The 21,612-nt window shown below is 28.5% G+C and carries 33 protein-coding genes and 1 tRNA gene; 11 read left to right on the top strand and 23 right to left on the bottom strand.

Annotated elements, in window-relative coordinates; translation table 11 throughout:
- Window positions 1-52 precede the first annotated feature (52 nt).
- The 4 genes from JJ844_08870 to JJ844_08855 all read right to left on the bottom strand — a co-directional run bounded on the left by JJ844_08870 (window position 53) and on the right by JJ844_08855 (window position 1,531).
- Window positions 53-370: a DUF3303 domain-containing protein gene (locus JJ844_08870; GenBank protein MBO6975789.1), complete on the bottom strand. Its 318-nt coding sequence runs from the start codon at window positions 368-370 to the stop codon at window positions 53-55.
- A gap of 92 nt (window positions 371-462) precedes the next feature.
- On the bottom strand, window positions 463-612 hold the full coding sequence (locus JJ844_08865; protein MBO6975788.1) for a hypothetical protein: 150 nt from the start codon (window positions 610-612) through the stop codon (window positions 463-465).
- Window positions 613-729: 117 nt separating this feature from the next.
- Entirely contained in the window at window positions 730-1,053 is a 324-nt protein-coding gene (locus JJ844_08860) for a hypothetical protein (protein ID MBO6975787.1), read from the bottom strand.
- 10 nt (window positions 1,054-1,063) lie between these two features.
- Window positions 1,064-1,531 (bottom strand): GNAT family N-acetyltransferase, encoded by a 468-nt coding sequence (locus JJ844_08855; protein MBO6975786.1) that lies wholly within the window; start codon window positions 1,529-1,531, stop codon window positions 1,064-1,066.
- 20 nt (window positions 1,532-1,551) lie between these two features.
- Here JJ844_08855 and JJ844_08850 point away from each other — a divergent pair, with 20 nt between their 5' ends.
- Complete coding sequence (locus JJ844_08850) at window positions 1,552-2,232, top strand: peptidase E (GenBank protein ID MBO6975785.1); 681 nt, start codon at window positions 1,552-1,554, stop codon at window positions 2,230-2,232.
- A gap of 23 nt (window positions 2,233-2,255) precedes the next feature.
- Here JJ844_08850 and JJ844_08845 read toward each other — a convergent pair whose 3' ends face one another.
- Window positions 2,256-2,660 (bottom strand): hypothetical protein, encoded by a 405-nt coding sequence (locus tag JJ844_08845; protein ID MBO6975784.1) that lies wholly within the window; start codon window positions 2,658-2,660, stop codon window positions 2,256-2,258.
- A gap of 169 nt (window positions 2,661-2,829) precedes the next feature.
- Between JJ844_08845 and JJ844_08840 the strand changes: the two genes are divergently transcribed.
- The 3 genes from JJ844_08840 to JJ844_08830 are packed head-to-tail and all read left to right on the top strand — an operon-like array spanning window position 2,830 to window position 5,083.
- A complete protein-coding gene (locus tag JJ844_08840) occupies window positions 2,830-3,063 on the top strand; it encodes a hypothetical protein (protein MBO6975783.1) in 234 nt (77 codons plus the stop codon).
- Between the two features lie 32 nt (window positions 3,064-3,095).
- A complete protein-coding gene (locus JJ844_08835) occupies window positions 3,096-3,899 on the top strand; it encodes a hypothetical protein (GenBank protein MBO6975782.1) in 804 nt (267 codons plus the stop codon).
- A 20-nt stretch (window positions 3,900-3,919) separates the two neighbouring features.
- The gene (locus tag JJ844_08830; protein ID MBO6975781.1) at window positions 3,920-5,083 is read left to right on the top strand and encodes an NAD(P)-binding protein; all 1,164 of its coding nucleotides are present in this window, start codon (window positions 3,920-3,922) and stop codon (window positions 5,081-5,083) included.
- Here the strand turns inward: JJ844_08830 and JJ844_08825 are convergent.
- Window positions 5,075-5,671, bottom strand: a complete 597-nt coding sequence (locus tag JJ844_08825; GenBank protein MBO6975780.1) for an AAA family ATPase — start codon at window positions 5,669-5,671, stop codon at window positions 5,075-5,077. The genes JJ844_08830 and JJ844_08825 overlap by 9 nt on opposite strands.
- 267 nt (window positions 5,672-5,938) lie before the next feature.
- Here JJ844_08825 and JJ844_08820 point away from each other — a divergent pair, with 267 nt between their 5' ends.
- Complete coding sequence (locus JJ844_08820) at window positions 5,939-6,274, top strand: helix-hairpin-helix domain-containing protein (GenBank protein MBO6975779.1); 336 nt, start codon at window positions 5,939-5,941, stop codon at window positions 6,272-6,274.
- 71 nt (window positions 6,275-6,345) lie between these two features.
- Here the strand turns inward: JJ844_08820 and JJ844_08815 are convergent, their stop codons facing one another.
- The 7 genes from JJ844_08815 to JJ844_08785 all read right to left on the bottom strand — a co-directional run bounded on the left by JJ844_08815 (window position 6,346) and on the right by JJ844_08785 (window position 8,927).
- Entirely contained in the window at window positions 6,346-6,522 is a 177-nt protein-coding gene (locus tag JJ844_08815; protein ID MBO6975778.1) for a 30S ribosomal protein S21, read from the bottom strand.
- 84 nt (window positions 6,523-6,606) lie between these two features.
- Complete coding sequence (locus JJ844_08810; GenBank protein MBO6975777.1) at window positions 6,607-7,065, bottom strand: nucleoside 2-deoxyribosyltransferase; 459 nt, start codon at window positions 7,063-7,065, stop codon at window positions 6,607-6,609.
- A complete protein-coding gene (locus JJ844_08805; GenBank protein MBO6975776.1) occupies window positions 7,062-7,457 on the bottom strand; it encodes a phosphoribosyltransferase in 396 nt (131 codons plus the stop codon). The genes JJ844_08810 and JJ844_08805 overlap by 4 nt, the downstream gene beginning before the upstream one ends.
- A 1-nt stretch (window position 7,458) precedes the next feature.
- Entirely contained in the window at window positions 7,459-7,644 is a 186-nt protein-coding gene (locus JJ844_08800) for a hypothetical protein (GenBank protein MBO6975775.1), read from the bottom strand.
- A gap of 74 nt (window positions 7,645-7,718) precedes the next feature.
- On the bottom strand, window positions 7,719-8,222 hold the full coding sequence (locus tag JJ844_08795; protein MBO6975774.1) for a josephin: 504 nt from the start codon (window positions 8,220-8,222) through the stop codon (window positions 7,719-7,721).
- 222 nt (window positions 8,223-8,444) lie between these two features.
- On the bottom strand, window positions 8,445-8,669 hold the full coding sequence (locus tag JJ844_08790; GenBank protein ID MBO6975773.1) for a hypothetical protein: 225 nt from the start codon (window positions 8,667-8,669) through the stop codon (window positions 8,445-8,447).
- 36 nt (window positions 8,670-8,705) lie between these two features.
- Window positions 8,706-8,927 (bottom strand): hypothetical protein, encoded by a 222-nt coding sequence (locus JJ844_08785; protein ID MBO6975772.1) that lies wholly within the window; start codon window positions 8,925-8,927, stop codon window positions 8,706-8,708.
- Window positions 8,928-9,091: 164 nt separating this feature from the next.
- Here JJ844_08785 and JJ844_08780 point away from each other — a divergent pair, with 164 nt between their 5' ends.
- Window positions 9,092-9,493 carry a hypothetical protein gene (locus JJ844_08780; GenBank protein ID MBO6975771.1) on the top strand — a complete coding sequence of 134 codons (402 nt, stop codon included), beginning with the start codon at window positions 9,092-9,094 and terminating at the stop codon, window positions 9,491-9,493.
- A 9-nt stretch (window positions 9,494-9,502) separates the two neighbouring features.
- Window positions 9,503-9,697, top strand: coding sequence for a hypothetical protein (locus tag JJ844_08775; GenBank protein MBO6975770.1), 195 nt, complete (start codon window positions 9,503-9,505; stop codon window positions 9,695-9,697).
- A gap of 88 nt (window positions 9,698-9,785) precedes the next feature.
- On the opposite strand, the gene JJ844_08770 is transcribed toward JJ844_08775, so the two are convergent.
- The gene (locus JJ844_08770) at window positions 9,786-10,127 is read right to left on the bottom strand and encodes an HNH endonuclease (GenBank protein MBO6975769.1); all 342 of its coding nucleotides are present in this window, start codon (window positions 10,125-10,127) and stop codon (window positions 9,786-9,788) included.
- 140 nt (window positions 10,128-10,267) lie between these two features.
- Between JJ844_08770 and JJ844_08765 the strand changes: the two genes are divergently transcribed.
- The 3 genes from JJ844_08765 to JJ844_08755 all read left to right on the top strand — a co-directional run bounded on the left by JJ844_08765 (window position 10,268) and on the right by JJ844_08755 (window position 12,023).
- On the top strand, window positions 10,268-11,080 hold the full coding sequence (locus JJ844_08765; GenBank protein ID MBO6975768.1) for a sulfite exporter TauE/SafE family protein: 813 nt from the start codon (window positions 10,268-10,270) through the stop codon (window positions 11,078-11,080).
- 449 nt (window positions 11,081-11,529) lie between these two features.
- Complete coding sequence (locus JJ844_08760; protein ID MBO6975767.1) at window positions 11,530-11,757, top strand: hypothetical protein; 228 nt, start codon at window positions 11,530-11,532, stop codon at window positions 11,755-11,757.
- A complete protein-coding gene (locus tag JJ844_08755) occupies window positions 11,757-12,023 on the top strand; it encodes a hypothetical protein (protein ID MBO6975766.1) in 267 nt (88 codons plus the stop codon). Before JJ844_08760 ends, JJ844_08755 begins: the two co-directional genes overlap by 1 nt.
- Window positions 12,024-12,026: 3 nt before the next feature.
- Here JJ844_08755 and JJ844_08750 read toward each other — a convergent pair whose 3' ends face one another.
- The 9 genes from JJ844_08750 to JJ844_08710 all read right to left on the bottom strand — a co-directional run bounded on the left by JJ844_08750 (window position 12,027) and on the right by JJ844_08710 (window position 18,202).
- A complete protein-coding gene (locus JJ844_08750; protein MBO6975765.1) occupies window positions 12,027-12,821 on the bottom strand; it encodes an ABC-2 family transporter protein in 795 nt (264 codons plus the stop codon).
- Entirely contained in the window at window positions 12,818-13,612 is a 795-nt protein-coding gene (locus tag JJ844_08745) for an ABC-2 family transporter protein (GenBank protein ID MBO6975764.1), read from the bottom strand. Before JJ844_08745 ends, JJ844_08750 begins: the two co-directional genes overlap by 4 nt.
- The gene (locus tag JJ844_08740) at window positions 13,602-14,597 is read right to left on the bottom strand and encodes an ABC transporter ATP-binding protein (GenBank protein MBO6975763.1); all 996 of its coding nucleotides are present in this window, start codon (window positions 14,595-14,597) and stop codon (window positions 13,602-13,604) included. Before JJ844_08740 ends, JJ844_08745 begins: the two co-directional genes overlap by 11 nt.
- Before the next feature lie 77 nt (window positions 14,598-14,674).
- The gene (locus JJ844_08735) at window positions 14,675-15,064 is read right to left on the bottom strand and encodes a DUF2862 domain-containing protein (protein ID MBO6975762.1); all 390 of its coding nucleotides are present in this window, start codon (window positions 15,062-15,064) and stop codon (window positions 14,675-14,677) included.
- Between the two features lie 576 nt (window positions 15,065-15,640).
- Window positions 15,641-15,717: transfer RNA gene (locus JJ844_08730), tRNA-Met, on the bottom strand.
- Between the two features lie 45 nt (window positions 15,718-15,762).
- On the bottom strand, window positions 15,763-16,728 hold the full coding sequence (locus tag JJ844_08725; GenBank protein MBO6975761.1) for an asparaginase: 966 nt from the start codon (window positions 16,726-16,728) through the stop codon (window positions 15,763-15,765).
- Window positions 16,729-17,220: a CGLD27 family protein gene (locus JJ844_08720; protein ID MBO6975760.1), complete on the bottom strand. Its 492-nt coding sequence runs from the start codon at window positions 17,218-17,220 to the stop codon at window positions 16,729-16,731.
- A 9-nt stretch (window positions 17,221-17,229) separates the two neighbouring features.
- Window positions 17,230-17,574 (bottom strand): ribosome silencing factor, encoded by a 345-nt coding sequence (gene rsfS / locus JJ844_08715; GenBank protein MBO6975759.1) that lies wholly within the window; start codon window positions 17,572-17,574, stop codon window positions 17,230-17,232.
- Window positions 17,564-18,202 carry a DUF3318 domain-containing protein gene (locus JJ844_08710; protein MBO6975758.1) on the bottom strand — a complete coding sequence of 213 codons (639 nt, stop codon included), beginning with the start codon at window positions 18,200-18,202 and terminating at the stop codon, window positions 17,564-17,566. The genes rsfS and JJ844_08710 overlap by 11 nt, the downstream gene beginning before the upstream one ends.
- A 108-nt stretch (window positions 18,203-18,310) precedes the next feature.
- Here JJ844_08710 and carB point away from each other — a divergent pair, with 108 nt between their 5' ends.
- Window positions 18,311-21,607, top strand: coding sequence for a carbamoyl-phosphate synthase large subunit (gene carB, locus JJ844_08705; GenBank protein MBO6975757.1), 3,297 nt, complete (start codon window positions 18,311-18,313; stop codon window positions 21,605-21,607).
- Window positions 21,608-21,612: the final 5 nt, after the last annotated feature.

The raw sequence follows: 21,612 nt of genomic DNA, 5'->3' as shown, positions 1-21,612 counted from the left end.
TAAATAAGATTGGAAAAAGGTTTAATCACGATGAATTTTAGATTTAAGCTAATTACCCTAATGTTTTGAACAAATTTTTATGGTAATCAACAACATTTTGACAACTTATTACAGGTGTAAATTCCATATGAATGCCAAATTTGGCTCTCCATGGAGCAAAATGCTCAAAAATTTCTTTATCACTCTGTGCCTTACATAAACAAACTACTCTACCCTCTCCTGGAGCATGAACTCTAAATAACATCTCAAATTTATCATTTTTATCTGATTTTGCAATTTCACCGTTATCCCAGGCCTCCACAAATAATTGATAAGCTTTCACTTGATTCTCAATATCTGGGAATTGGCAGTCAGCAAGAAATAATTGCATTGGAGTATTCTTATGGTTTTACACATTATCCCTCAAATACTTATTTATTAATGGGACTGTTTGAATTTGAAGATCAGAAAAAGAATATTTTCCTAAATAAAGTGAGAGGAGAGGGTCTCAAGAAATTTCCCAATATCTTTTTTATATAAACTGTCTGTGATTTTTAAAGAGAATAATTCATAATCATTTATATCTTTCTTTTTGTCAAAATTAATATTTCCCTTTAATGAAATATTTTTCATGATTGTATTGATCACTATTTAAAATTTAGACAAATATATTTAAAAGGCAAATTTCTTTACATTATGTTTTTATGAGAAAAATATTTAATGCAATCAGGAAATAATAATGTTCTTTTTTTAAGAATTAATTAATTTTTCTAGAATATATAAAAAAGCATTAGTTAAAGAAAAAATTACAGTTATTAGAGATGCAATAACGGGTAATAAATTAAACCATAACTGCGATGTCGTCATTTTTGAATCAATAGGCAGAAAATTGGTTCTTTTCTTAATTCTTATTTGCAACCAGAAAATAGATAATGGATAAATTATTCTTGAAAAAATAATTAATGTAGATGGTAAGATACCTTCTTCTGAATAAAGTATAAATCCTGAAAAAAAGTATAATGCCCAAATTAGAACCCTTTGAACTAGGATAAAATCGTTGCTTTTGCGAGACATTATTAATTAATTAATTTTTTATAATTTTAGTCATTTTATATCTTTCAAAAAAAATGTTATTTATAATGACTTTTTCTTTACGTATAATTTCCCATTCATTTTTAAGAAATAATTCATAACTTATTAAGCTCGCTTCGGTATAAATAGAATTTAAACCTTCTTTCTTTGCTTCATCTTCTAATTTATTAAGCAACTTAGAGCCGTAACCTTTTCTTTGGAATTTACCTTTACAGTAAAATAGCGCAATTCTATCGGTGGGATATCTTGTGGCAAATGCAATAATAATTCCTTGTTTACTTATAAGCCATCCTTTTCCTTTAATTATTGACTTATCAAAATTTGGATTATTCCAAGCTTGGCTTGACCAAGCCCTTTTTTGTTCTTGACTATAAATTTTTTCATCTAATGATTGAATTGAATCAAAATAAACCTTCTTTAATTCCTGTTGATCTTTAATGGTAATTTGTCTTAAATTCATATACGAATCTATTATTTAAAATGCCTATTAAAAATATAGTCGCAATTGGGGGAGGAGGGTTTGGACGTTCATTAGGCTCTCTTGATATTGAAAAATATATAGTTTCTTTGAGTAATAAAAAAAGACCTAAAATTTGCTTTATTCCAACAGCATCTGGCGATAGTAGTTTGTACAAACTAAATTTTTATAGAGCATTTTCTAAACTTGATTGTATAACAAGCCATATAGATTTCTTCTCCCGAACAGAAAACTTAGAAGAAATAGTTTTAACTCAAGACATCATTTATGTTGGCGGAGGAAATACAAAAAGTATGTTAGCTGTTTGGAAAGAATGGAATTTACATAAAATTTTGCGAAATGCTTATGAAAAAGGAATTGTAATGAGTGGTGTAAGTGCTGGGGCTATTTGTTGGTTTGAAAAAGGTATAACTGATTCTTATGCTAAAGAATTAGCCATAATTGATTGCTTAGGTATAGTTGAAGGTATTGCGTGCCCGCATTTCGATGAAGAGAAAGAGAGGGAACCTTATGTTAATGATGTTATTCAGAGAGAAATTATTGAATCTTGTATATGTATTGAGGGCAATTGTGCCTTGCATATTAAAAATGATTTTGACTATTCCTCAATTGATTTTGGTAATGGTAGAAACTGCTTTAGAGTTAAAATGGAAAATAATATTGTGAAGAAAGAAATTCTTTGAAAAGAAAATAGTTTTAATATATTTTAGATCTCTTCATTCTTCGAGATAGTAGTAAATTCAATCCCTTTGTATTTTACGAAAGATGCAGTCCATACTTCTTTTGAGAGATTGCCAAGGTATTTTAGAAACTGTTGTGTATCTCCGTCTCTTATCCATTCAGATTTAATAAATGGAAGCTCTTTTTGCATCCTTTTAGGATGCATATGAACTAAAAGCAAACCTTTATCTTCTGAAGCCCTTTTTAAAGCACCTTCATCGCTCCTTTGAAAAACTCTCAATAGAAGATTTAAAATTACCTCTTCTCCAAGTTTCTTAAAATTTTCTGATTCCTCTAAATTATCTTTAATTTCTTTACCTCCAAGAGGCATTGCTCTAACATGGTTTTGCTCTATTAAAGCTATTGCAATTAGATAATCTTGGCTAGCCATATTCTAAAATAATACTTTTTGGTATTCTAACCTCTCGAGTTCATGAAAATCTTTTATGGATTAAATATTTGCCAAAAGAAGAAAGTATAGTTTGTTAATTATTTTCTAATACAGTTGAACAATTGCTTTTTATTTATTCTAATTAGTAAAATGAAAAGTTTTATTTGTTATGAAGTTTTTTTTGTTTCTATTCTTCGGGATTTTTTTAGGTCTTTATTTATCATGGCCCGGTTTATTAATACCAGAAAATTGGAAATGTTTTTATCAAGTTATTGCAAAATCTGCAGAAGATAAAATTTCTTTAAAAGCTGCATTAGAGATTTCTCCTAATTATTTTCTAAAGGCTAAGAATAAAAATACGACTTCTAAAATAAGAATCGTAGCAGATGCGTGTTTTCGTTAATATGTTATTGGATGAAATTTGAATACTAAATAATGAACAATAATATAAGATTTGAATTGTCTTTTAAAAATATTTCTCAGTTAGAAAATAGACTTAATTTCTGCAAATTAAATAATATTAAAAATATTAATATTCCATGTAAAGGACTTATTAAGAAGGAATTATTTAATTCAACTATTAAATATATATCTAAAAACTTCAATGAATTTAATGTGACCTATCACTATAGTCTCTATCATCAATATTCAAAAAATAAAGCCGAATCATATCAGTATTTTTTAGATTTTGTTAAAAATTCTCAAAATAATAGAAATCATGAAATTTTGCTTGTGTCGGGATCAAATAAGAAAAAACACTTTGACTCTGTTGATGTATTAGCTTATTTAAAAAAAGAAGAAAATTTAAAAGTTAAATTAGGTATAGCTTACAATCCATACTTGAAAAAATATTATAATATTTCTTCAGAAAGAGAAAGGTTCGAGAGAAAAATTTCTACTGGATTAATAAATTCAATTTGGTTTCAATATGGTACTGATATTAAAGTTCTTCAGAATGAGTTGAATTATCTCAAGAAAATTGTAAAAGAGGAAAAATTAAATCTATTTGGAAGTTTATTTATTCCTTCTAAACAATTTATAGCGCGGTTTAAATTTCGTCCTTGGAAAGAGGTATACATATCAGAAAAGTTTTTATTTGCCTTAGATAATTTTTTTGATTTTACAAGAGATTTAATTAGTTTTTATAAAAATAATAATGTTACTCCTGTAATTGAATCTGATTTTTCATCATTAGAGAAACTTGAATCTGTTTATAGTTTTTTAGAAAATGAAAGATAATTTCTTTCAATATTAAAACCATGAAAAGTGATGTTACATATGACTTATTAATAATAGGTGGAGGTATATCTGCTTGTGTTTTAGCCTCAAAGTATCTGAAAAATAATATTACAAAAAAAGTTGGATTAATTGAAATTGGGCGTGGACTTGGAGGGAGATCAAGTACAAGAATAAGCAAAAAATATAAAGGATGGAAACTAAACCATGGTTCTCCAAATTTTAATATAATTAATAGTAAAAATAATCTTCTATTAAAAAGATATATTGATGAACTATTAGAAAATAAATATATAAAAATAGATGACTCAGACATCATTTTTCTAAATGATGATTCTGATTTAGAAAACATAAAAAAATCTGAATTTTCTCGCGGGGTTAATTATCTACCTTTAGATTCCATGAGTGAATTATCGAAAAAGATAATTGAGTCAAATAATTTAAAAGAGAAAATTGATTTTTTCTTTGAAACTTTAATAGTTGATATGAAGTTTAATGATAAGGAATGGTTGCTAACATCAAAAAATGGCGACAAATTCAAGTCTAGATATCTAATTTGTTCAACTAACTTGTTGTTACATAAGAGGTCTTTAAAAATATTAAACGTAAATCAAATTCCATTAAGAAAAGCTATTCCAATTAATAATGATAAAAAAATAGATTTACTATTAAATTTTTTAGAAGAACAAACATTTATTCCCAGATTAACTTTTTTAATTTATACAAATGAAAATTATAGTTATAAAGACTATTATTCTAAAAAACAAAGATATTTTTATTTAAAAAATAATTTAGAAAAAAAATATAGTTTTGAAAGAATTATTTTTCAGTTTCAAGATAATAATAAATTAGGAATTGTAGCACATTCAAAAAACGCAGAGTTAATTAATTCTTATATAAGTGCAAAAGATGAAGAAGTTTTTAAACAAAAAATAATTACAAATTTCAATGAACTGTTTGAAGAGAATTCTGTAGTCCATAAATTAACTTTTGATGAAAAAATATCTATTATGAAATGGCGAGCTTCACAGCCTTCTGGCCTTGCCATACCATTATCTTTGCAATTTAGTAGAAAATATAGAATTGGATTTTGCGGAGACTGGTTTGAAGGAGATGGATTTGGCAGAATTGAAGGCTCAATTTTTAGTGCTTTAATATTAGAGAAAAAAATTAAAGACTTAATTTAATAACTTTTTCAGAATGTGATCTACATCAGTGTTTTTTTTAATAATGAATTTATTTTTATTATTTTTTATGCTATTAGGGTTGAATTTTTCGTAATAAATGTTCCATGATTTTATGAAATCATTCTCAGCTTGTTTTTTATCCTTCCCCCTTTCTTTTATATCTCTTTGGACAACTCTTTTCATGCACTCATTTTTTTTAGTTTTTATTTCTAAAAAAATATAATCCTTATTATTTAAAGTTTTTGAGAATTCTTTAGCAAATATACCCTCAACAATTAAAAAACTAATATTATTTGTTTCGTTTAAGATATTTTTAATTGTTTTCTTTTCGAAATCATAATAACGATCACAGATTGAAATTCCATTCTTATAAATAAAATCAAAATCTTTTTTGAATAGTTTGTTATTAAAACTGATACTTCTATCAAAAAAGCCTTCTACAAATTTTGTTAGTAATTTAGTTATTAAACCTGTCTTATAGTAATTGTCGGTACTTAACACAATACCATTTTTATTTTTTTTAATTATTTGATTCGATAAAGTTGTTTTCCCGCTTCCGGAAGGTCCACTTATAAAAATAAGCTTCATTTTTTGGCATCTGTTCTTTAATAAGATTTTAACTTTACTATTAATAAAACCCTTAAAATTTTGAATATACATTTTATATTTTTTTAGTTTTGAAATTAATTTTGAATACCTTTCAATGGCTCGTAAGCTTGCATAAATATTAAATGTGTGTCTTTATATAATTGTAAATAAATTATTTCTACTCAATTAGTTATTGTCTAGTTATTAATTCCTCTGGAATTTGATAATATTAAATTGAAGAGCTAATTTTATTACTTATATATTGCAATGATTTCTAAATTTCTCAGCAAACTAAAATCAATTTTATTTAAAAGTGCAGTAACTCCTGAAACTCCTTTAAAGAAAGAAAAAAAAGCAGCAAAGTCTGCAAAAACAAAAACAAAAACAAAAACAAAAACAAAAACAAAAACCAAAGCTGTAAATTCTAAGAAAAATATTGAAACTTTGACTACACTTCCAGGTGTAGGAGCAAAAAGCGCAAAAGCTTTGTATGAGGCAGGATTTAAAACAACAAAGGCAGTAATCGCTGCTGATGAAAAAGAGCTTCTTGCTGTCTCAGGAGTTGGAATAAATCTTGTTAAGAAGCTTAAAAAGCTTAAATAGTTAAATATTTTTCAAACTTCAATAAAAATTAATAATAATAAATTTACAAAAATTTTATAAGTTTTTTGAGATTATCTTCTCCTTGCTTTTCTTCTCTGTTGTAACTTTCTTTTGTATTTTTCAATAGGGGTTTCGTGATGCCTAAGTCTTTTTAAATCTGCAAAGATTCCAGATTTAGACACTTGTCTTTTAAATCTTCTAAGGGCTGACTCAATTCCCTCGTTCTCTCCAACTGTTACCTGTGTCAAAATTTTCTAAATAAAAAACATTCTAGCACCTCATTAGATAAATTTAAAATTCAAACTCCAACTCAAGAAATTATGGTTTATAGCTTATTTTTTTGCCCACTCAACAAATATTTTTTTATTACTTCTTATATCTTGTAATGATTCAAAATAATATTTTTCCCAATCATCTTTAGGCAGTCCAAGAAATAACATTAGATTTAATGGGTATTGATCGCTATCGGAACAATTTCTAAAATCATCTCTGAATAAAAAGATTTCCTTTTTTAGAGCAATTGCGATACCCAATTCAATCATTACACCTTCATCTGGTGGATTACCATTAACAATCGCAAAAATACAATCACATTCTTTTAAATCATGGAAATTACTTCTTGCAACGTCATATGCCCATTCACTTTCTTGTTGAGTTAATGGTTTTGCTCTCTCAAAAGGTTCAAATACTTCTACATTTAAATCATTGAATATTTCAATAAATTCATGTAAGAGTGTTTTAGTTTGTTTTGAAAATCCATATGGATTTGCCAAATATAATTTCTTTCTCAATTTAAACCTCTTTTTTTGATGTACTCTTCGCGGTCACTTTTTGAATTTGAAGTATTTTCCCAAGGGAAAACTATCCATTGGCTTTTTTTTGATATAAATACTGTATTCCACCATGTAGGTTTAATCTTACTAAATAATACAAAAAACATTGCTCCTTCAATATCTTTGAAGGTCGTTAATGTACGACCAGTTTCATAAACATCATCTACTATTAGTGAATTTTTTATTGGTTTTGAAATTAATTCAATTTTTAATTTATGACTTAGTGCTACAGCAATACATAATCCACCCCGAGGAACTCCATATATTCCAGAAAACTCCTTAAACCTACATTTATCAGCTATTTCATCTACGCTCTTATCAAATTCGCTCCAGGTAAAATAACTTATCATCTTAATTTTCGATTTTTTCTGTTGTAGTAGCGTAATTTGAAGCAATTACACTTAAAAGTGCTACTACTTGCTCATTTGGACAATTAGTATTTTTTTTTAAATTTTCACATTCATTTATTATCTTGGCGTATGTATCCTCAACTATCCCGTTCATTTGATCGATACTAAAAGAATATGGTTTATTCATTTTTATATTATTAGTTATTTTATTTTTACTTAAATATCCAACGAAGTAAATATTTTTAGTATTAAAAGATAAAATTATTCCCACATGGGGTCATTTAATTTTTCATTTTTAAGTGAAGAAGGAACATAAGTATGTAAATTTTCTATTTTTATAGCCCATTTTTTAGAGTTCCCCATTAAACTTTCGCTTTCAATTAGGTTTGTTAGGGGAATCCTTTTTCTAACTTTAAGAAGTCCTAAACAAGCTTCCCAGGCTTGATGATTTTTATAAATATCTAACCAAAAATCAAAAATATTTTCCAAAATTTCTAAAGGGATATCAAATGGAATCCCCATTGAAGGTCTTGCAATTAAATAATTTTTGTTTCTTAGTTCATTTAATAAATTATTTATGTTTAAATTAATAGCTAAAAGAATATCTTTTGCTGATTCATTACCTATTAATTCCTTTCTATGGCAATCTAAAAGATTTTCATCATCAAGGATATTTTCATCGCAATTTTTTATACCCACGATCCAAAACCCCTCTCCATTATTCACTCCACTAGCAAGAAATAGATATTGAGGTGAATTCTCCAAGATTTAGAATTATTTTTCCATTTTTAACATTATTTGCTTGATATGAAAATAATTTAGCTTTGCAATTAACAATATGAAGTCCTCGTAAAAAAAATTTTGTTGTTATAGTTAGATTTTTAGAAATGTTTGATTTAAGAGAATTAAAACTTATGTTTTTAGATCCTACTGATTTAATAATTAATAATATAAATAAATATCTTTATAGTAATAAAGCAATTAAATCTATTTTTTCTTAGGAAATAATTTTCCTATTTTCTCCTTTTGTAAGTACTCCTTTTTTGTTCTAATTTTTTTGTCTTCTAAGGATTCTTTATTCGTACTTACAGCATAAATAATATAGAAAATCATACCAGTAAATATTAATCCTACAAAAATAATGAATATTCCTATAGGTTCACTGGGACTGAATTTTTTAAGATCTAAAGCTGTATTAAGGGAAATTATCATCAATGAACTAATTCCTTAAAGAAATTTTATGGAAATCTAATTGATTTCCTCGTATCCAAAAAATGTTGCATTGTCAGAATTTTTATACCCATTAGCGGCTTCCTGTGGGTTTTGACTGTCAATTTTTCTTGCTTTAGCATGAATCATGTTGAATGGGAAAATCACAGCTCCTACAAAAAAATGAAGAATTAAGAAATCTGAAGGTAATCCATTTGTCCAATCAGGAAAAAATAGTAAAGTCATCAATGATTCGTACATATTAGTAGTCAAATAAACCTCTGACTATTATTACTGAACTTATCGCAATACTTTTAATTATTAATAAATTGAAATTTAATTAGCTTTTAATAATTATCAGATTTAATTGAAAAGACAATTTTAAGATACTATTATATTACTTATAAACTATTGATTAATAGCTGTTGTTAAAATTATTTTTTGTCTTATTTTTATTTATAATTTTTCAATTAAAACCTGCAATAGGTTTAGCTTTTGATACATCCGATCCTAGTGTTAGTTTGCTACAAAATAGGATCTCTAATAATTTCTCTAAGAAATATTGCAATGCCATCCAAAATGGTCTTTCTAAAGATGAGGCAATGAAATCAGCTATTGTAAAAACTGAAAACATTATATCTTTCTCTTACAATCCTCAGAAAAAATGGATTGAGAAAAGTGACTTGGCAAATCAAATTTCATTGCAAGTAGTAAATGATTGTGGATGGTCATTTGGATTAATTGGAAAGGAGGGAGTTGATTATTTCAAATCATATTTTCTAGAAGTTTACGAAAAAACTACTCCTGACAAAAAATTTTCAAGATAGATTAGATTAATGAATAATATTTCAGACAAATTAGTATTGACTATAATTTTGATTACTATTCTTTTTGTATTTGGATTGATTTTTTCAGTAAAGTCTCCAGAGAGAAAGGTTATAGATTCACCAATAATGTGGAAAGATGATTATTCTAATATCTCGATTTTTAAGAACAATAATATAAATTCAGAAAGAATAGGAATAATTTAATAAAAAGATTGCTTACTAAAATAAAGGATCCTATTCAAGGATATACAAAAATATTTTTTCGAATTTCAATCAATTTATCATTCACTGTTTAATTTAAGTAGTTCAAAAGAACTGACGCTAGTTTCAAATCATCATTAAACCATGCTCGTATCGCCATAGCTCTTCGAGGATCATAAAAATTTTGTTTTCTGTACCAACTAAGAACTTCTGAATCTGATTTCTTCCCATTACATGACAAACAACATGGTACGCAATTACTTGAACTGCTAATCCCTCCTTTTGACATTGGGTGAAGGTGGTCGAGTGATTCTGAGGGTTTACCGCAATAAATGCATTTATAATTAGTAAGTTTGTTAAGTGACTCTCTCCAAATTTTATTACTTATCTTGGAACAAAACTGATCAAGGTAAATTGCATCTTGTCTATGCATAAAATTCTTGATAATTTTTCTGATAATAACAGTTTTTTTTAAAGTATGATTGAAAAAGATAAGATAAGACTTCTTAAAGCGAATGTGTCTAATGAAAAGAATAATTTTCACTTATTAATACAAAGACCAATTTATAGTTAATGCTTTATTTATTAACAATATTATTAGGAATTTTTGATCATTCTTTACTTAAAAGTATTTATATTTTTTTGATATCGTTTTTTTCTAATACATTTTCAGCGATTTCTGGAGGAGGAGCAGGATTATTACAATTGCCTGCATTGATTTTATCTGGAGTTCCTTATTATCAGGCTCTTGCTAGTCATAAATTAGCAACAGTAGCACTAGGAATAGGGGGTTCCTTAAGAAATTACAAATCTTTAGGTAATGATATAAGTGTTGCTTGTCAAATTTTAATTTTTGGATTACCAGGAGTAATTTTTGGGGCTTCTTTAGTTGAATATATATCAGAAAAGTATTTGTACTTAATTTTAGGAATAATATCCATATTATTGGCTTTTTACTCATTCCTTAAACCAGATTTAGGCTTATCATCTGGTAATAAAGAGCTTAATTTTGTTCATAAAATTAGATTTTTAATTTTTATTTTTTTTATAGGCATATTAAATGGTTCTATTTCTTCAGGAACTGGATTGCTTGTAACAATACTATTAATAAAAACTTTTGAAATGGATTTTCTTCGAGCCATAAGTATGACATTTTTTACTGTTGGGATTTTTTGGAACTTTGTCGGAGCAGTATTTTTGGCAAGAATAGGATCGGTTCCATTAAATTTATTGATAGTTTTAATAATAGGTTCCTTTACAGGAGGATTTTTCGGAGCTCACCTGTCAAAATTAAATGGGAATATACTTATTAAGAAAACTTTTATAACAGTTTGTATTTTGGTTGGTATTAGCTTATTAATTAAATCCATAAAGAGCTTTTTATAAAATTATCGGAGGATAGTATTACATTTTGGAAAAAAAATTCTCAAGCAGGATCATGAATTAAAAAATAAATTATTTAATATCTTTATTCGTTGTAAAAGGAGTTACTGTATTACTCGTTTTATTTAATAATACTTTTAAACTTTATTTAAAAAACATAAAAAAAGGCCTTACAATCGTAAGGCCGGGTGATGGGGAACCTTATTTTTAAACCAATTTCTTAAAAATTGCAACCCCCTACCTGTAGTGCAACAAGAACGTATTCAATACACTATAGATAGTGCTTTAGTAATTTATATATATGAGAACCTTTTAATTTTGAAATAATTTTCAAAATTTTAATTAATCAGGAAAATTCTTATTTCAAGATTTCAAGTGTTTAGAGTTATTAAACTTGTTTAAAATGCTGAGCATTGTATTATTCGTAAAGACTTTGTTAGTTAAAAACTTTAATGATTGAATTAACCTTATTAACTCTGTTAAATTTTGTAGGAGATAATTTTTGTAAATATAGAGATCTAGGCCATGACAATTATAAATCTTTACTTCTCTCTTACAGTGATGCAAGTAATAAATTTGGACCATTAGAAGTAAAAAACGTAATTGAGAAATCAGAAAATTTTAAAGTTACAGCTGTTGCTATTGCGGCAATTAAATGTCCTCAGCATATAGTTAAATAATGAAACTTGAATTAAAAACTGAAAGTGAAAATTATTCAAAGTCGTTATCAAATGTTTTTAAAATTGTTTCTGTTATCGCGCTAATAATTATCCTTTGTGATGTTGCACTCAAATTAGGAATCATATCTAGAAATCATAAAATTGAATACAACTGTAGGATTTTATCTGTTGAAAAATCTAAACCTCATTTTAAGAAATTATCTAGGCTTTCTAATCTGAAAAGCAAACAACAAATTTGGGAATTTTGCAGGGAGGTTATTAAGTAATAGTTAGCTAGATGCTGATGAATAGAATTTTAATGCAAATAACCAGAACTTTCTTGAAGTTATAAGAAATACTGTTGCAACAATAACTTCAAGCAATATTTTCCACAATTGAGAAAGTCCTAGGAAAACTTCAGAAGGTATTGTAGTTATAAAAGCAATAGGAATGAAAATACTAAAAAATATTCTTAAAGAAAATGAAAATGAATTTAGAGGAAATCTTCCAATATAAAGAAATGATCTTAATACTTCTATTGCATTCCAAGTCTTAACAAACCAAATAGTAGTAGTAGATATAAAAAACCATAAGCTATATAAAATACAAATCGAGCAGCTTAATGTAATCAGGGCTAGGGTCAGAAAACTTAAACTTAAATCTATTTGATTTATTCTTATGCAAAAGAACAACAAGAAAAATCCAAGCATAATTTCTAAAAATCCAGATGGATTTATTTTTTTTAATGAAATAAAAAATTGACTATCAATAGGTTTTATAAGTACGAAGTCTAATGTTCCTTCTCTTATATATTTAACTATTTCTGTAAGATTTGGATTGAACCATGTATTTGTTATTCCATTCAAAATTGTATAAATACCTTGGATTATTAGTGCCTGTTCAAATTTCCATCCTCCAATATATCCACTATTTTGAAAGAAAATAGATAAGAGAAAAGTACTCCCTACTAAACTTAAAATTGCAGTAATTAAATCAACTAATATATTTGTCTTATACTCCAATTCAGAAGCTAAAGAAGTATGTAAGAATTTTTTATAAACTTTAAGATATTTTATTAAATTCATGACCCCATAGCTGTATATTTTTTTGTTCCTTCAGACCAGATTTTCTTAAATAAAGGGAAAAGTAAAAAAATCCATAGAATTTGCATACTTAATCCACCAATAATATTTGTTTCATTACCTGACAGTAAGTTTGCAGGGAAATCAATTAGATATGGAAAAGGAGTCAAATAAATCCAAGATCTAACATATTGGGGAAATGAAACTACTGGTGCTAAAAGACCTGAGAGAAATAAAGTTGGAATAAATAACAATCTTTCTATCGAGGAAGCTTTCTCTGTCCAGAAACATAGACATGCGACTATTGACTGAATTAAAAATTGGATCAAGAAGGATAAGAAAGTAGATACTATGGATAAGAGTAAAATACCTAAATTTGGCATCCATATACTTTCTGGATTAAAAATAAAAAAGAAAAATGCGATTATTAGCGCGAAAGGAAATCTTGTTATCTGTTCAGCAAGATGTTGTGCAAAATATCTGAAAAATGGATTTAAAGGTTGGATTAAATACGGAGATACTTTCCCCATAAGAGAATCCTCTTCAAAACTAAATACAACCCAAACTACAGAAAACTGTCTTACAAAAAAAGCAGATAAGAAATATCTAGAAAGTAATGCATCACTAATGTTTATAGATTCATTTAGATTATTGTTTGTCCAAATATTTAACATGAAAAAAGGAATAATCCCTGAAATTGCCCACAATGCAATTTCTACCCTATATTCCAACATGTTTGAATATTGGACTTTCAATAAAGTGAATATTTTACGGTTAATCAAATTAGATATCATAATTTTTTTTGATTAATATTTTCCCAATAATTTCATCTATGGGTGGTTCATTTATAAAAAGGTCTTCAATATTAAAATTATTTAGGATAGTTTTCAGTGAAGAGGTAATAGAGTTGTTTTCAATTTCAATAGTGATTTCATTCTTTATTTTATTTTTAACAGTAAAACCGGAATTTTCTAATTTAATTGCATCCTCTTCTGAACGACAAACTATTAATATTTCTTTAACAGGAGAAAGTTTTTTTAATAACAGATCAAGGTTCCCATCATATGATATAGCCCCTTCATGAACACATATAACTCTCTTGCATAGAGATGTAATATCCTTCATGTAATGGCTAGTTAGGCATATCGTTGCATTAGTTTCCTTATTATATTTTTGAAGGAATTTTCTTAAATTTCTCTGGGCATTAATATCTAATCCGAGTGTCGGCTCGTCTAAAAATAGAATATTTGGTTCATGTATCAAAGCTGCTAGTAATTCTGATTTCATACGCTGACCTAGTGAAAGTTTTCTAACAGGTATGAATAGCTCTTCATCAATTTCAAGCATTTCCGATAGTTTTTTTATTCTCTTTTTAGCTTCGAACTTATCTAAGTCGTATATTGATGCATTCAAATAGAATGATTCAATTGGCGGAAGATCCCAAATAAGCTGTTGCTTTTGTCCCATTATTAACGTGATATTCTTTAGGAAATTTTCTTTTCTCCTGAAAGGTAAGTAGCCTGAAACCAAAATCGAACCTTCACTTGGATAAATTAAGCCACAAAGCATTTTTAAGATTGTTGTTTTCCCAGCTCCATTAGCACCTAGAAAGCCTACTATTTCTCCTTCTTTAATTTCAAAACTTATATCTTTTATAACTTTTAAACTTTTTGTTTGTCTTCTAAAAAAATGTTTAATTGTTCCTTTTAAGCCAGGTTCTTTGGAAGCGATATCAAATGACTTAGATAAATTTCTTACATCGATAATATTTTGTACCATTTAAATTTTTAATTGCTGAAATTTTATATTTAAATAAATCCTTAAATTATTTTTATTGTAGAAAATTTTTTAACCAATTAAAAAATATCTTTAAACGATACAACCAGCCAGATAAAAAAGTTAATTGGATTAAGTAACTCGCTTACTTTATTTTTATTTTCATAATTTAATCCTCTTAAAAAATCAAATATAAAATTACTATTTTCTTTTTTATCATTATTTTTTTTAATCACATTACCATTTTCGTCGAGAAGATCAATTTCATCCTCAAAAAACCATTGCTCTTTACCATTAGACAATTGCAAGACAACTCCAATACCTTTGCCATCAGTTATTCTGAAATCACTTATCTTACCCAATGAAGAAACATTTATCGCATCAATAGTTTCTTTGGTAAGTCTATCCTTAGATAGTTCTAGGTTAACTTGAACAGAATTTCCTATCTTAACCTTATCTAAAATTGACATTTTTTAGGTCATTATACCTAGTGGTGAAGGATTTATGCGATTAATTCAGAATTATTGATTTATTTCAATAATTACGATTTTTTGAAAACAGCTTCAAGGATTCTCTTTATTGAAATCGTTAATACTCTCAAAAAAACAAAAAACAGACCTAACCAACCTAATATTACAGCTATTGATAACAAGCTTGAACCTAAATCACGCTGAAGTAAATCCTGCATATAATTTTCCAAATTAGATAGTTTTAACTTTACTTAATTAAATTTGTAATTCAAGATGAAAATGTTCAAAATTCAGATTTTTTAAAATTCTTTTTTATTGGCTTATTTAATAGATGTGATTTATGAGTTAAAATTTAGTTAGAAAATTACTTTAATATTTTTGGACCTATCTTTGAACTCATACATTGGAATATTGTTTATCATTATTGGTCTATTAGTTAGAGTTGACTTGAAATTCTCTATTCAAAAAGATCTCAAATAATTTTTAATTAACTATTTTTAGTTAAGAAGTTATAAACTTTATAATTGCTGTAACTACTGCAAATACTAAAAAAGCAGCTTTGAAGCTGCTTCTAAATGGTGGCGGGGGGGAGATTTGAACTTCCGACCTTCGGGTTATGAGCCCGACGAGCTACCAGACTGCTCTACCCCGCGACATATACATAGCATACATCTGAAAGGGTAATTTTTTTTATTTCTTTAGGATTCTTGGAACTTTAATTGACCTTTAACTTCAATTTGAACGCCTTCTGAGAAGTTAAAAACCTTATCTTCAATATCTTGAATTCTTAAGTCAGATATCCACTCTAACTGTTTCAGTAAGTGAAGACTAACAGCATGTTTGGCTCTTTTTGATCCGTCTTCGACTTTTAAAGCTATTCCAATTCCTTCGTTTACCTTGCAAAGACACTGTATTCCTTCTGCACCTCCTTTACTAATAACTTGTCCATGAGAAGCCTTAATAATTTCTGTATCAAATCTATTATTATCACTTATCATTATTGGATTAGTAGTCATAGCTCTACTTATTTGCTCTAATTCAGCATTGTCAGAACTGCTCAGAAGTGAATATAGTTTTGACATTTCTATTAGTTTTAAATAAAGAGTTGGTGCGCCACAATCATCACGTTCTGCTTTTATCTCAGAAATGGGGATTTCAAGCAATTCGGAAACTATTCTGAATATTTCGATTTGCAGAGGATGATCCCCTTTTAAATAAGTATCTAATGGCCAATTCAATTTTTTGCATGTTGCTAAAAATGCAGCATGTTTACCTGAACAATTATGCTCTAATGGACTTGTCCTTGATTTTGGACATTTCAAATGATTAATGTCGATATCATATTCCCATAAAATTTTGAATGCTTCCCTTGAATGGAGTTTTGATCCACTATGCGAGCCACATGCTACTGCAATTGATTTTGAAGCATTATTGATTTTTGATGCAGCGCCACTGCTAATAAAAGGTATTGCTTGAAATGGTTTAAGGGATGATCTTATGAAACTACTATATTCTGGATTTCCCGCGCACATTAAAACCCTTCCTTTTTTGTCGCTAACAACTGCATGAATTTTATGAATTGACTCAATTTTTGAACCTCTTATCAAGGTAGCTTGTAAAGGGGGATTATTTGATGTGTATAAGTTTTTAAAGTTTGAACTCATTTAGAAATTATATTGAAAAAGTAAAATTCCTGATAAAGCTAAGATTAAGAATATAGAAAAAGTTTGAATTAAATTTTTTAAGATAGGTTTAACTTCTATTGAGGCAATAAGTGATTCTTTTTCTTTTAGAACTAATGGTTTTTCCCATACTTGACCGTCATACCAACCTGATTCTTCGTACTCAACTCTTTCAGAATTCAATCTTTTAAATACATGATTCCAACCAAGATATAACCTTATAGAAATTAAAAGAGGGACTGATATGCTACTAAATAAACTCAATAGAGTATATTTTAAAATGGATGTTTTGAAATAAATACTTCCAGAAGAAATAATAAGAAACAAGGCAAATGCACCGAGCCAGAATTTAATCAATACAATAGTTAGAGATTTTTTTGTTTTTGGCCAAGAAAAAATAGTTGATTTTGATAATTCGATAAATTCATTTGTTGGTTGTTGCTCCCTAGGAACTGGACATATAGAGTCATTCATAAATAAAAATTATGGAAATATAAGATTATCTCCATTACTCCAGAATGACTCAAGATCATAAAATTTTCTTATTTCTGGTTGAAAAATATTTACAATTAAATCACCATAATCAAGTAAAGCCCATTTAGCTTCATTAACTCCTTCTTTTCTTATTGGTTCAATTCTGGCCTTATCTCTCAACTCTCCCTCTACAGAGTTTGTTATTGCCCTTACTTGTACATCAGATAATCCCTCTGCAATTAATATCCATTCGCTTATGAAAGATACTTTATCTATTTTTATAAGTTTAATATCCTTTGCCTTTTTTTCATCACATGCTTTAGCCGCCATTAGAACTAAACTTTTATTGTCCATATACATTTTCACTTGAGACTGATTTTTCTGAACCTTCTTGCTGGGATAATTCTGATCTAGCTTTTTCAGCACTTTTTCTTAATGCATCTAATCTATCCTCAAAGAAACTTCTTTTTTTCTTTTTTCTTGTTTTATCTATTAACTCTTTTAATGCTCCTCCAAGACTTTTATAAGCATTTGGAACACTATATCCAAATCTGCAAGCAAGATCTATGGCTCTTTCATCTGCAAAAATAGCATCTTGGAGTTTTTTTTCAGAATTATTTTTTATATATAGTCTATATCCTGCAAAACTTGATAACCCAAGGGCTAATAATAAAAGTAATCCATCTTGTACCCACAATTCACCAATTGCCCCTCCAAGGCCTATTGCAAGAGCTGCCATCTCCCAACCATCTCTTGGAATAGTGTCATTCTGAATTTTACCTACCTCATGCCAAAATAATAAATTTCTGTGGTCAATAGCAAAGTTATCCCATTCATCTAAATCAATTTGGATTTCTACTTCGTCACGACCAATTTCCTCAAGTGTAATTAACGGTGGGTCTATAGCAGCAGCAGCTTCAATAAATACCCAACTTTCATTCTCTGGAGGCAACAAACTTTTAAGCCGTTGAAGTTCGCTCATAAAAAATTTATTTCTTTCAATACTATAGAAACAAATGTTGCTTTTCAAGTAACTTGATTAACATCTGATGATTTATAAGTAGCATGAAATAAATGATGTTTTTAAATTATGCCTCAAAGAGGTGATATTAAACGAATTCTTATTCTAGGTTCAGGCCCAATTGTTATAGGACAAGCTTGTGAATTTGATTATTCTGGTACTCAAGCTTGCAAAGCTTTAAAAAAAGCTGGTTATGAAATTATATTGATAAATTCAAATCCAGCATCAATAATGACTGATCCTGAAATTGCAAGCAAAACGTATATAGAGCCATTGACTCCTGAAATCGTTTCTCAGATTATCTTAAGAGAAAAACCTGATGCAATTCTACCTACTATGGGAGGTCAAACTGCATTGAATCTTGCGGTGAAATTATCAGAATCAGACTTTTTAAAAAATAATAATGTTGAACTAATTGGGGCTGATTTAGAAGCTATTAACAAAGCTGAAGATAGAAAATTATTTAAAGAATCGATGGAAAAAATAAATGTTAATGTATGTCCCTCTGGTATAGCTTCTAACCTAACTGAGGCTATAGAGGTTTCAAAAAATATCAATTCTTATCCCCTTATAATAAGGCCAGCTTTTACTTTGGGTGGTGTAGGAGGTGGTATTGCTTATAACCTTGAAGAATTTTCGGAATTATGTAAAACAGGTTTAGAGGAAAGTCCAAGCAGTCAAATATTGATTGAAAAATCACTTATCGGCTGGAAAGAGTTTGAATTAGAGGTTATGAGAGATAAAGCAGATAATGTGGTAATAGTTTGCAGTATTGAGAATTTAGACCCAATGGGTGTGCACACTGGAGACTCAATTACTGTAGCTCCTGCGCAGACATTAACAGATAAGGAGTATCAGAGGTTAAGGGACTTATCATTAAAAATCATTAGAGAGGTAGGAGTTGAAACTGGAGGGAGTAATATTCAATTTGCATTAAATCCAACTAATGGAGAAGTAATTGTCATAGAAATGAATCCTCGTGTAAGTAGATCCTCTGCTTTGGCAAGTAAAGCAACTGGATTCCCAATAGCAAAAATTGCAGCTTTATTATCTGTTGGCTATACACTTGATGAGATTATTAATGATATCACCAAAAAAACACCTGCATGTTTTGAACCTTCAATTGATTACATTGTTACCAAAATTCCTAGGTTTGCTTTTGAAAAGTTTAAAGGTTCTTCAAATGCCTTAAGCACTGCTATGAAATCGGTAGGAGAGTCAATGGCAATCGGTCGATCTTTTGAAGAATCATTTCAGAAAGCATTAAGGTCCTTAGAAGTAGATATTTATGGATGGGAATGTGATTCACTAGATGAATTTAAGAACGAGAATGATTTAAATAATAGTTTAAGAATCCCTACATCTGAAAGAATTCTCATAATCAAAAAAGCTATGGAGCTTGGAAAAACTAATTCTTATATTCAAGAAGTCACTAACATAGATTTATGGTTTATAGAAAAATTACGAAATATTTTTAATTTTGAATATTATTTTTTAAAAGGGAAAGAACTTTATGATCTAGATAGAGATTTGATGCTACATGCTAAACAATTAGGTTTTTCAGATCAACAAATAGCGAAGTTAACTTGTAATGATTTTTTTGAAATTAGAAAATATAGAAAAGAACTTAACATAATACCAATTTATAAAACTGTTGATACTTGTTCAGCAGAGTTCTCCTCCTCAACTCCTTATCATTATTCAACTTATGAAGAATCTTTTATAAATTTAAATTCTCAAAATTTTGATAGTGAGATTTCAAAAAATAATGTATCAAAAAAAATTATGATTCTAGGAGGAGGTCCAAACAGAATTGGTCAAGGAATAGAATTTGATTATTGTTGTTGTCATGCTTCATATCAAGCTTCTATAAATGGTTGCAAAACAATAATGGTTAATAGTAATCCTGAAACAGTCTCAACAGATTACGATACTAGCGATATTTTATATTTTGAACCTGTGACTTTGGAGGATGTACTTAACATAATAGAAGTTGAAAATCCATATGGTTTGATTGTTCAATTTGGAGGACAAACACCTCTGAAATTATCTTTACCTTTATTTAAATGGCTTAAAACTAATGAAGGGCTCAAAACTGGAACAAAAATTCTTGGAACCTCCCCAATCTCTATAGATTTAGCTGAAGATAGAGAGGAATTTACAAAAATTCTTGAGGAATTAGGTATTAGGCAACCTTTAAACGGTATAGCTCGTAATCAAAATGAGGCAGAAATTGTAGCTAAAAAAATTGGATTCCCCTTAGTTGTGAGACCCTCTTATGTTTTAGGAGGCAGGGCAATGGAAATCGTTAAAGATGAAGATGAATTGTCAAGATACATTTCTGAAGCAGTTAAGGTATCGCCTGAGCATCCAATCCTCCTTGATCAATATTTGAATAATGCTATTGAGATAGATGTTGATGCTTTATGTGATTCAGTTGGTTCGGTAGTTATTGCCGGCCTAATGGAACATGTGGAACCGGCAGGAATTCATTCTGGAGATTCAGCTTGTTGTTTACCCTCTATTTCCCTTTCAGCTTCCACTTTAGATACGGTTAGGCACTGGACAAAATTAATTGCAAAAAGACTAAATGTTGTTGGTTTAATTAATTTGCAATTTGCAGTGACAAATTTAAATAATGAAGAAAACAAACTATTTATTCTTGAAGCCAATCCAAGAGCTTCAAGAACAGTTCCATTCGTTTCAAAAGCGATAGGTAAGCCAGTAGCCAAATTAGCTACCCAGTTAATGCAAGGTTATACATTAGAAGATATTAACTTTACTGAAGAATTTTTTCCAAAATATCAAGCAGTTAAAGAAGCTGTTTTGCCTTTTAAAAGATTTCCTGGCTCTGATACACTTCTTGGTCCTGAAATGAAATCTACTGGAGAAGTTATGGGTTTAGCTAAAGATTTTGGGATTGCTTATGCAAAGTCCGAATTGGCAGCAGGAAATGGTGTTCCCTCTGAGGGAGTAGCTTTTCTGTCTACAAACGATTTAGATAAAAAAAATCTTGAAGAAATTGCTCGGGAATTGTTGATATTAGGATTTAAATTAATCGCAACAAAAGGAACTTCTGCGTATTTGTTAGATTTAGGAATTAAAGTTGAAAAAGTGTTAAAAGTACATGAAGGCCGACCTAATATAGAGGACCTAATTCGCTCGGGACTTGTTCAATTAATAATTAATACTCCAATAGGATCTCAGGCTCTTCATGATGATGCATATTTAAGACGTGCTGCTTTAGAATATAATATTCCTACTTTTACAACTATTCCAGGAGCAAAGGCCGCCATTAAAGCGATAAAAGCTTTGCAAAGCAATAAGATAGATACGTACTCTCTACAAGAAATCCATAATTATTAAATTTA

It is taken from the genome of Prochlorococcus marinus CUG1435, from assembly GCA_017644375.1.
GTDB lineage: Bacteria > Cyanobacteriota > Cyanobacteriia > PCC-6307 > Cyanobiaceae > Prochlorococcus_A > Prochlorococcus_A marinus_AH.
This window is presented reverse-complemented; position numbering and strand designations above follow the sequence as displayed.

Coding starts and splice junctions, on each gene's coding strand:
- JJ844_08870 (MBO6975789.1), bottom strand. CDS start 370: ATGCAATTATTTCTTGCTGACTGCCAATTCCCAGATATTGAGAATCAA.
- JJ844_08865 (MBO6975788.1), bottom strand. CDS start 612: ATGAAAAATATTTCATTAAAGGGAAATATTAATTTTGACAAAAAGAAA.
- JJ844_08860 (MBO6975787.1), bottom strand. CDS start 1,053: ATGTCTCGCAAAAGCAACGATTTTATCCTAGTTCAAAGGGTTCTAATT.
- JJ844_08855 (MBO6975786.1), bottom strand. CDS start 1,531: ATGAATTTAAGACAAATTACCATTAAAGATCAACAGGAATTAAAGAAG.
- JJ844_08850 (MBO6975785.1), top strand. CDS start 1,552: ATGCCTATTAAAAATATAGTCGCAATTGGGGGAGGAGGGTTTGGACGT.
- JJ844_08845 (MBO6975784.1), bottom strand. CDS start 2,660: ATGGCTAGCCAAGATTATCTAATTGCAATAGCTTTAATAGAGCAAAAC.
- JJ844_08840 (MBO6975783.1), top strand. CDS start 2,830: ATGAAGTTTTTTTTGTTTCTATTCTTCGGGATTTTTTTAGGTCTTTAT.
- JJ844_08835 (MBO6975782.1), top strand. CDS start 3,096: ATGAACAATAATATAAGATTTGAATTGTCTTTTAAAAATATTTCTCAG.
- JJ844_08830 (MBO6975781.1), top strand. CDS start 3,920: ATGAAAAGTGATGTTACATATGACTTATTAATAATAGGTGGAGGTATA.
- JJ844_08825 (MBO6975780.1), bottom strand. CDS start 5,671: ATGAAGCTTATTTTTATAAGTGGACCTTCCGGAAGCGGGAAAACAACT.
- JJ844_08820 (MBO6975779.1), top strand. CDS start 5,939: ATGATTTCTAAATTTCTCAGCAAACTAAAATCAATTTTATTTAAAAGT.
- JJ844_08805 (MBO6975776.1), bottom strand. CDS start 7,457: ATGATAAGTTATTTTACCTGGAGCGAATTTGATAAGAGCGTAGATGAA.
- JJ844_08800 (MBO6975775.1), bottom strand. CDS start 7,644: ATGAATAAACCATATTCTTTTAGTATCGATCAAATGAACGGGATAGTT.
- JJ844_08790 (MBO6975773.1), bottom strand. CDS start 8,669: ATGATAATTTCCCTTAATACAGCTTTAGATCTTAAAAAATTCAGTCCC.
- JJ844_08785 (MBO6975772.1), bottom strand. CDS start 8,927: ATGTACGAATCATTGATGACTTTACTATTTTTTCCTGATTGGACAAAT.
- JJ844_08775 (MBO6975770.1), top strand. CDS start 9,503: ATGAATAATATTTCAGACAAATTAGTATTGACTATAATTTTGATTACT.
- JJ844_08770 (MBO6975769.1), bottom strand. CDS start 10,127: ATGCATAGACAAGATGCAATTTACCTTGATCAGTTTTGTTCCAAGATA.
- JJ844_08765 (MBO6975768.1), top strand. CDS start 10,268: ATGCTTTATTTATTAACAATATTATTAGGAATTTTTGATCATTCTTTA.
- JJ844_08760 (MBO6975767.1), top strand. CDS start 11,530: ATGATTGAATTAACCTTATTAACTCTGTTAAATTTTGTAGGAGATAAT.
- JJ844_08755 (MBO6975766.1), top strand. CDS start 11,757: ATGAAACTTGAATTAAAAACTGAAAGTGAAAATTATTCAAAGTCGTTA.
- JJ844_08750 (MBO6975765.1), bottom strand. CDS start 12,821: ATGAATTTAATAAAATATCTTAAAGTTTATAAAAAATTCTTACATACT.
- JJ844_08745 (MBO6975764.1), bottom strand. CDS start 13,612: ATGATATCTAATTTGATTAACCGTAAAATATTCACTTTATTGAAAGTC.
- JJ844_08740 (MBO6975763.1), bottom strand. CDS start 14,597: ATGGTACAAAATATTATCGATGTAAGAAATTTATCTAAGTCATTTGAT.
- JJ844_08735 (MBO6975762.1), bottom strand. CDS start 15,064: ATGTCAATTTTAGATAAGGTTAAGATAGGAAATTCTGTTCAAGTTAAC.
- JJ844_08725 (MBO6975761.1), bottom strand. CDS start 16,728: ATGAGTTCAAACTTTAAAAACTTATACACATCAAATAATCCCCCTTTA.
- JJ844_08720 (MBO6975760.1), bottom strand. CDS start 17,220: ATGAATGACTCTATATGTCCAGTTCCTAGGGAGCAACAACCAACAAAT.
- rsfS (MBO6975759.1), bottom strand. CDS start 17,574: ATGGACAATAAAAGTTTAGTTCTAATGGCGGCTAAAGCATGTGATGAA.
- JJ844_08710 (MBO6975758.1), bottom strand. CDS start 18,202: ATGAGCGAACTTCAACGGCTTAAAAGTTTGTTGCCTCCAGAGAATGAA.
- carB (MBO6975757.1), top strand. CDS start 18,311: ATGCCTCAAAGAGGTGATATTAAACGAATTCTTATTCTAGGTTCAGGC.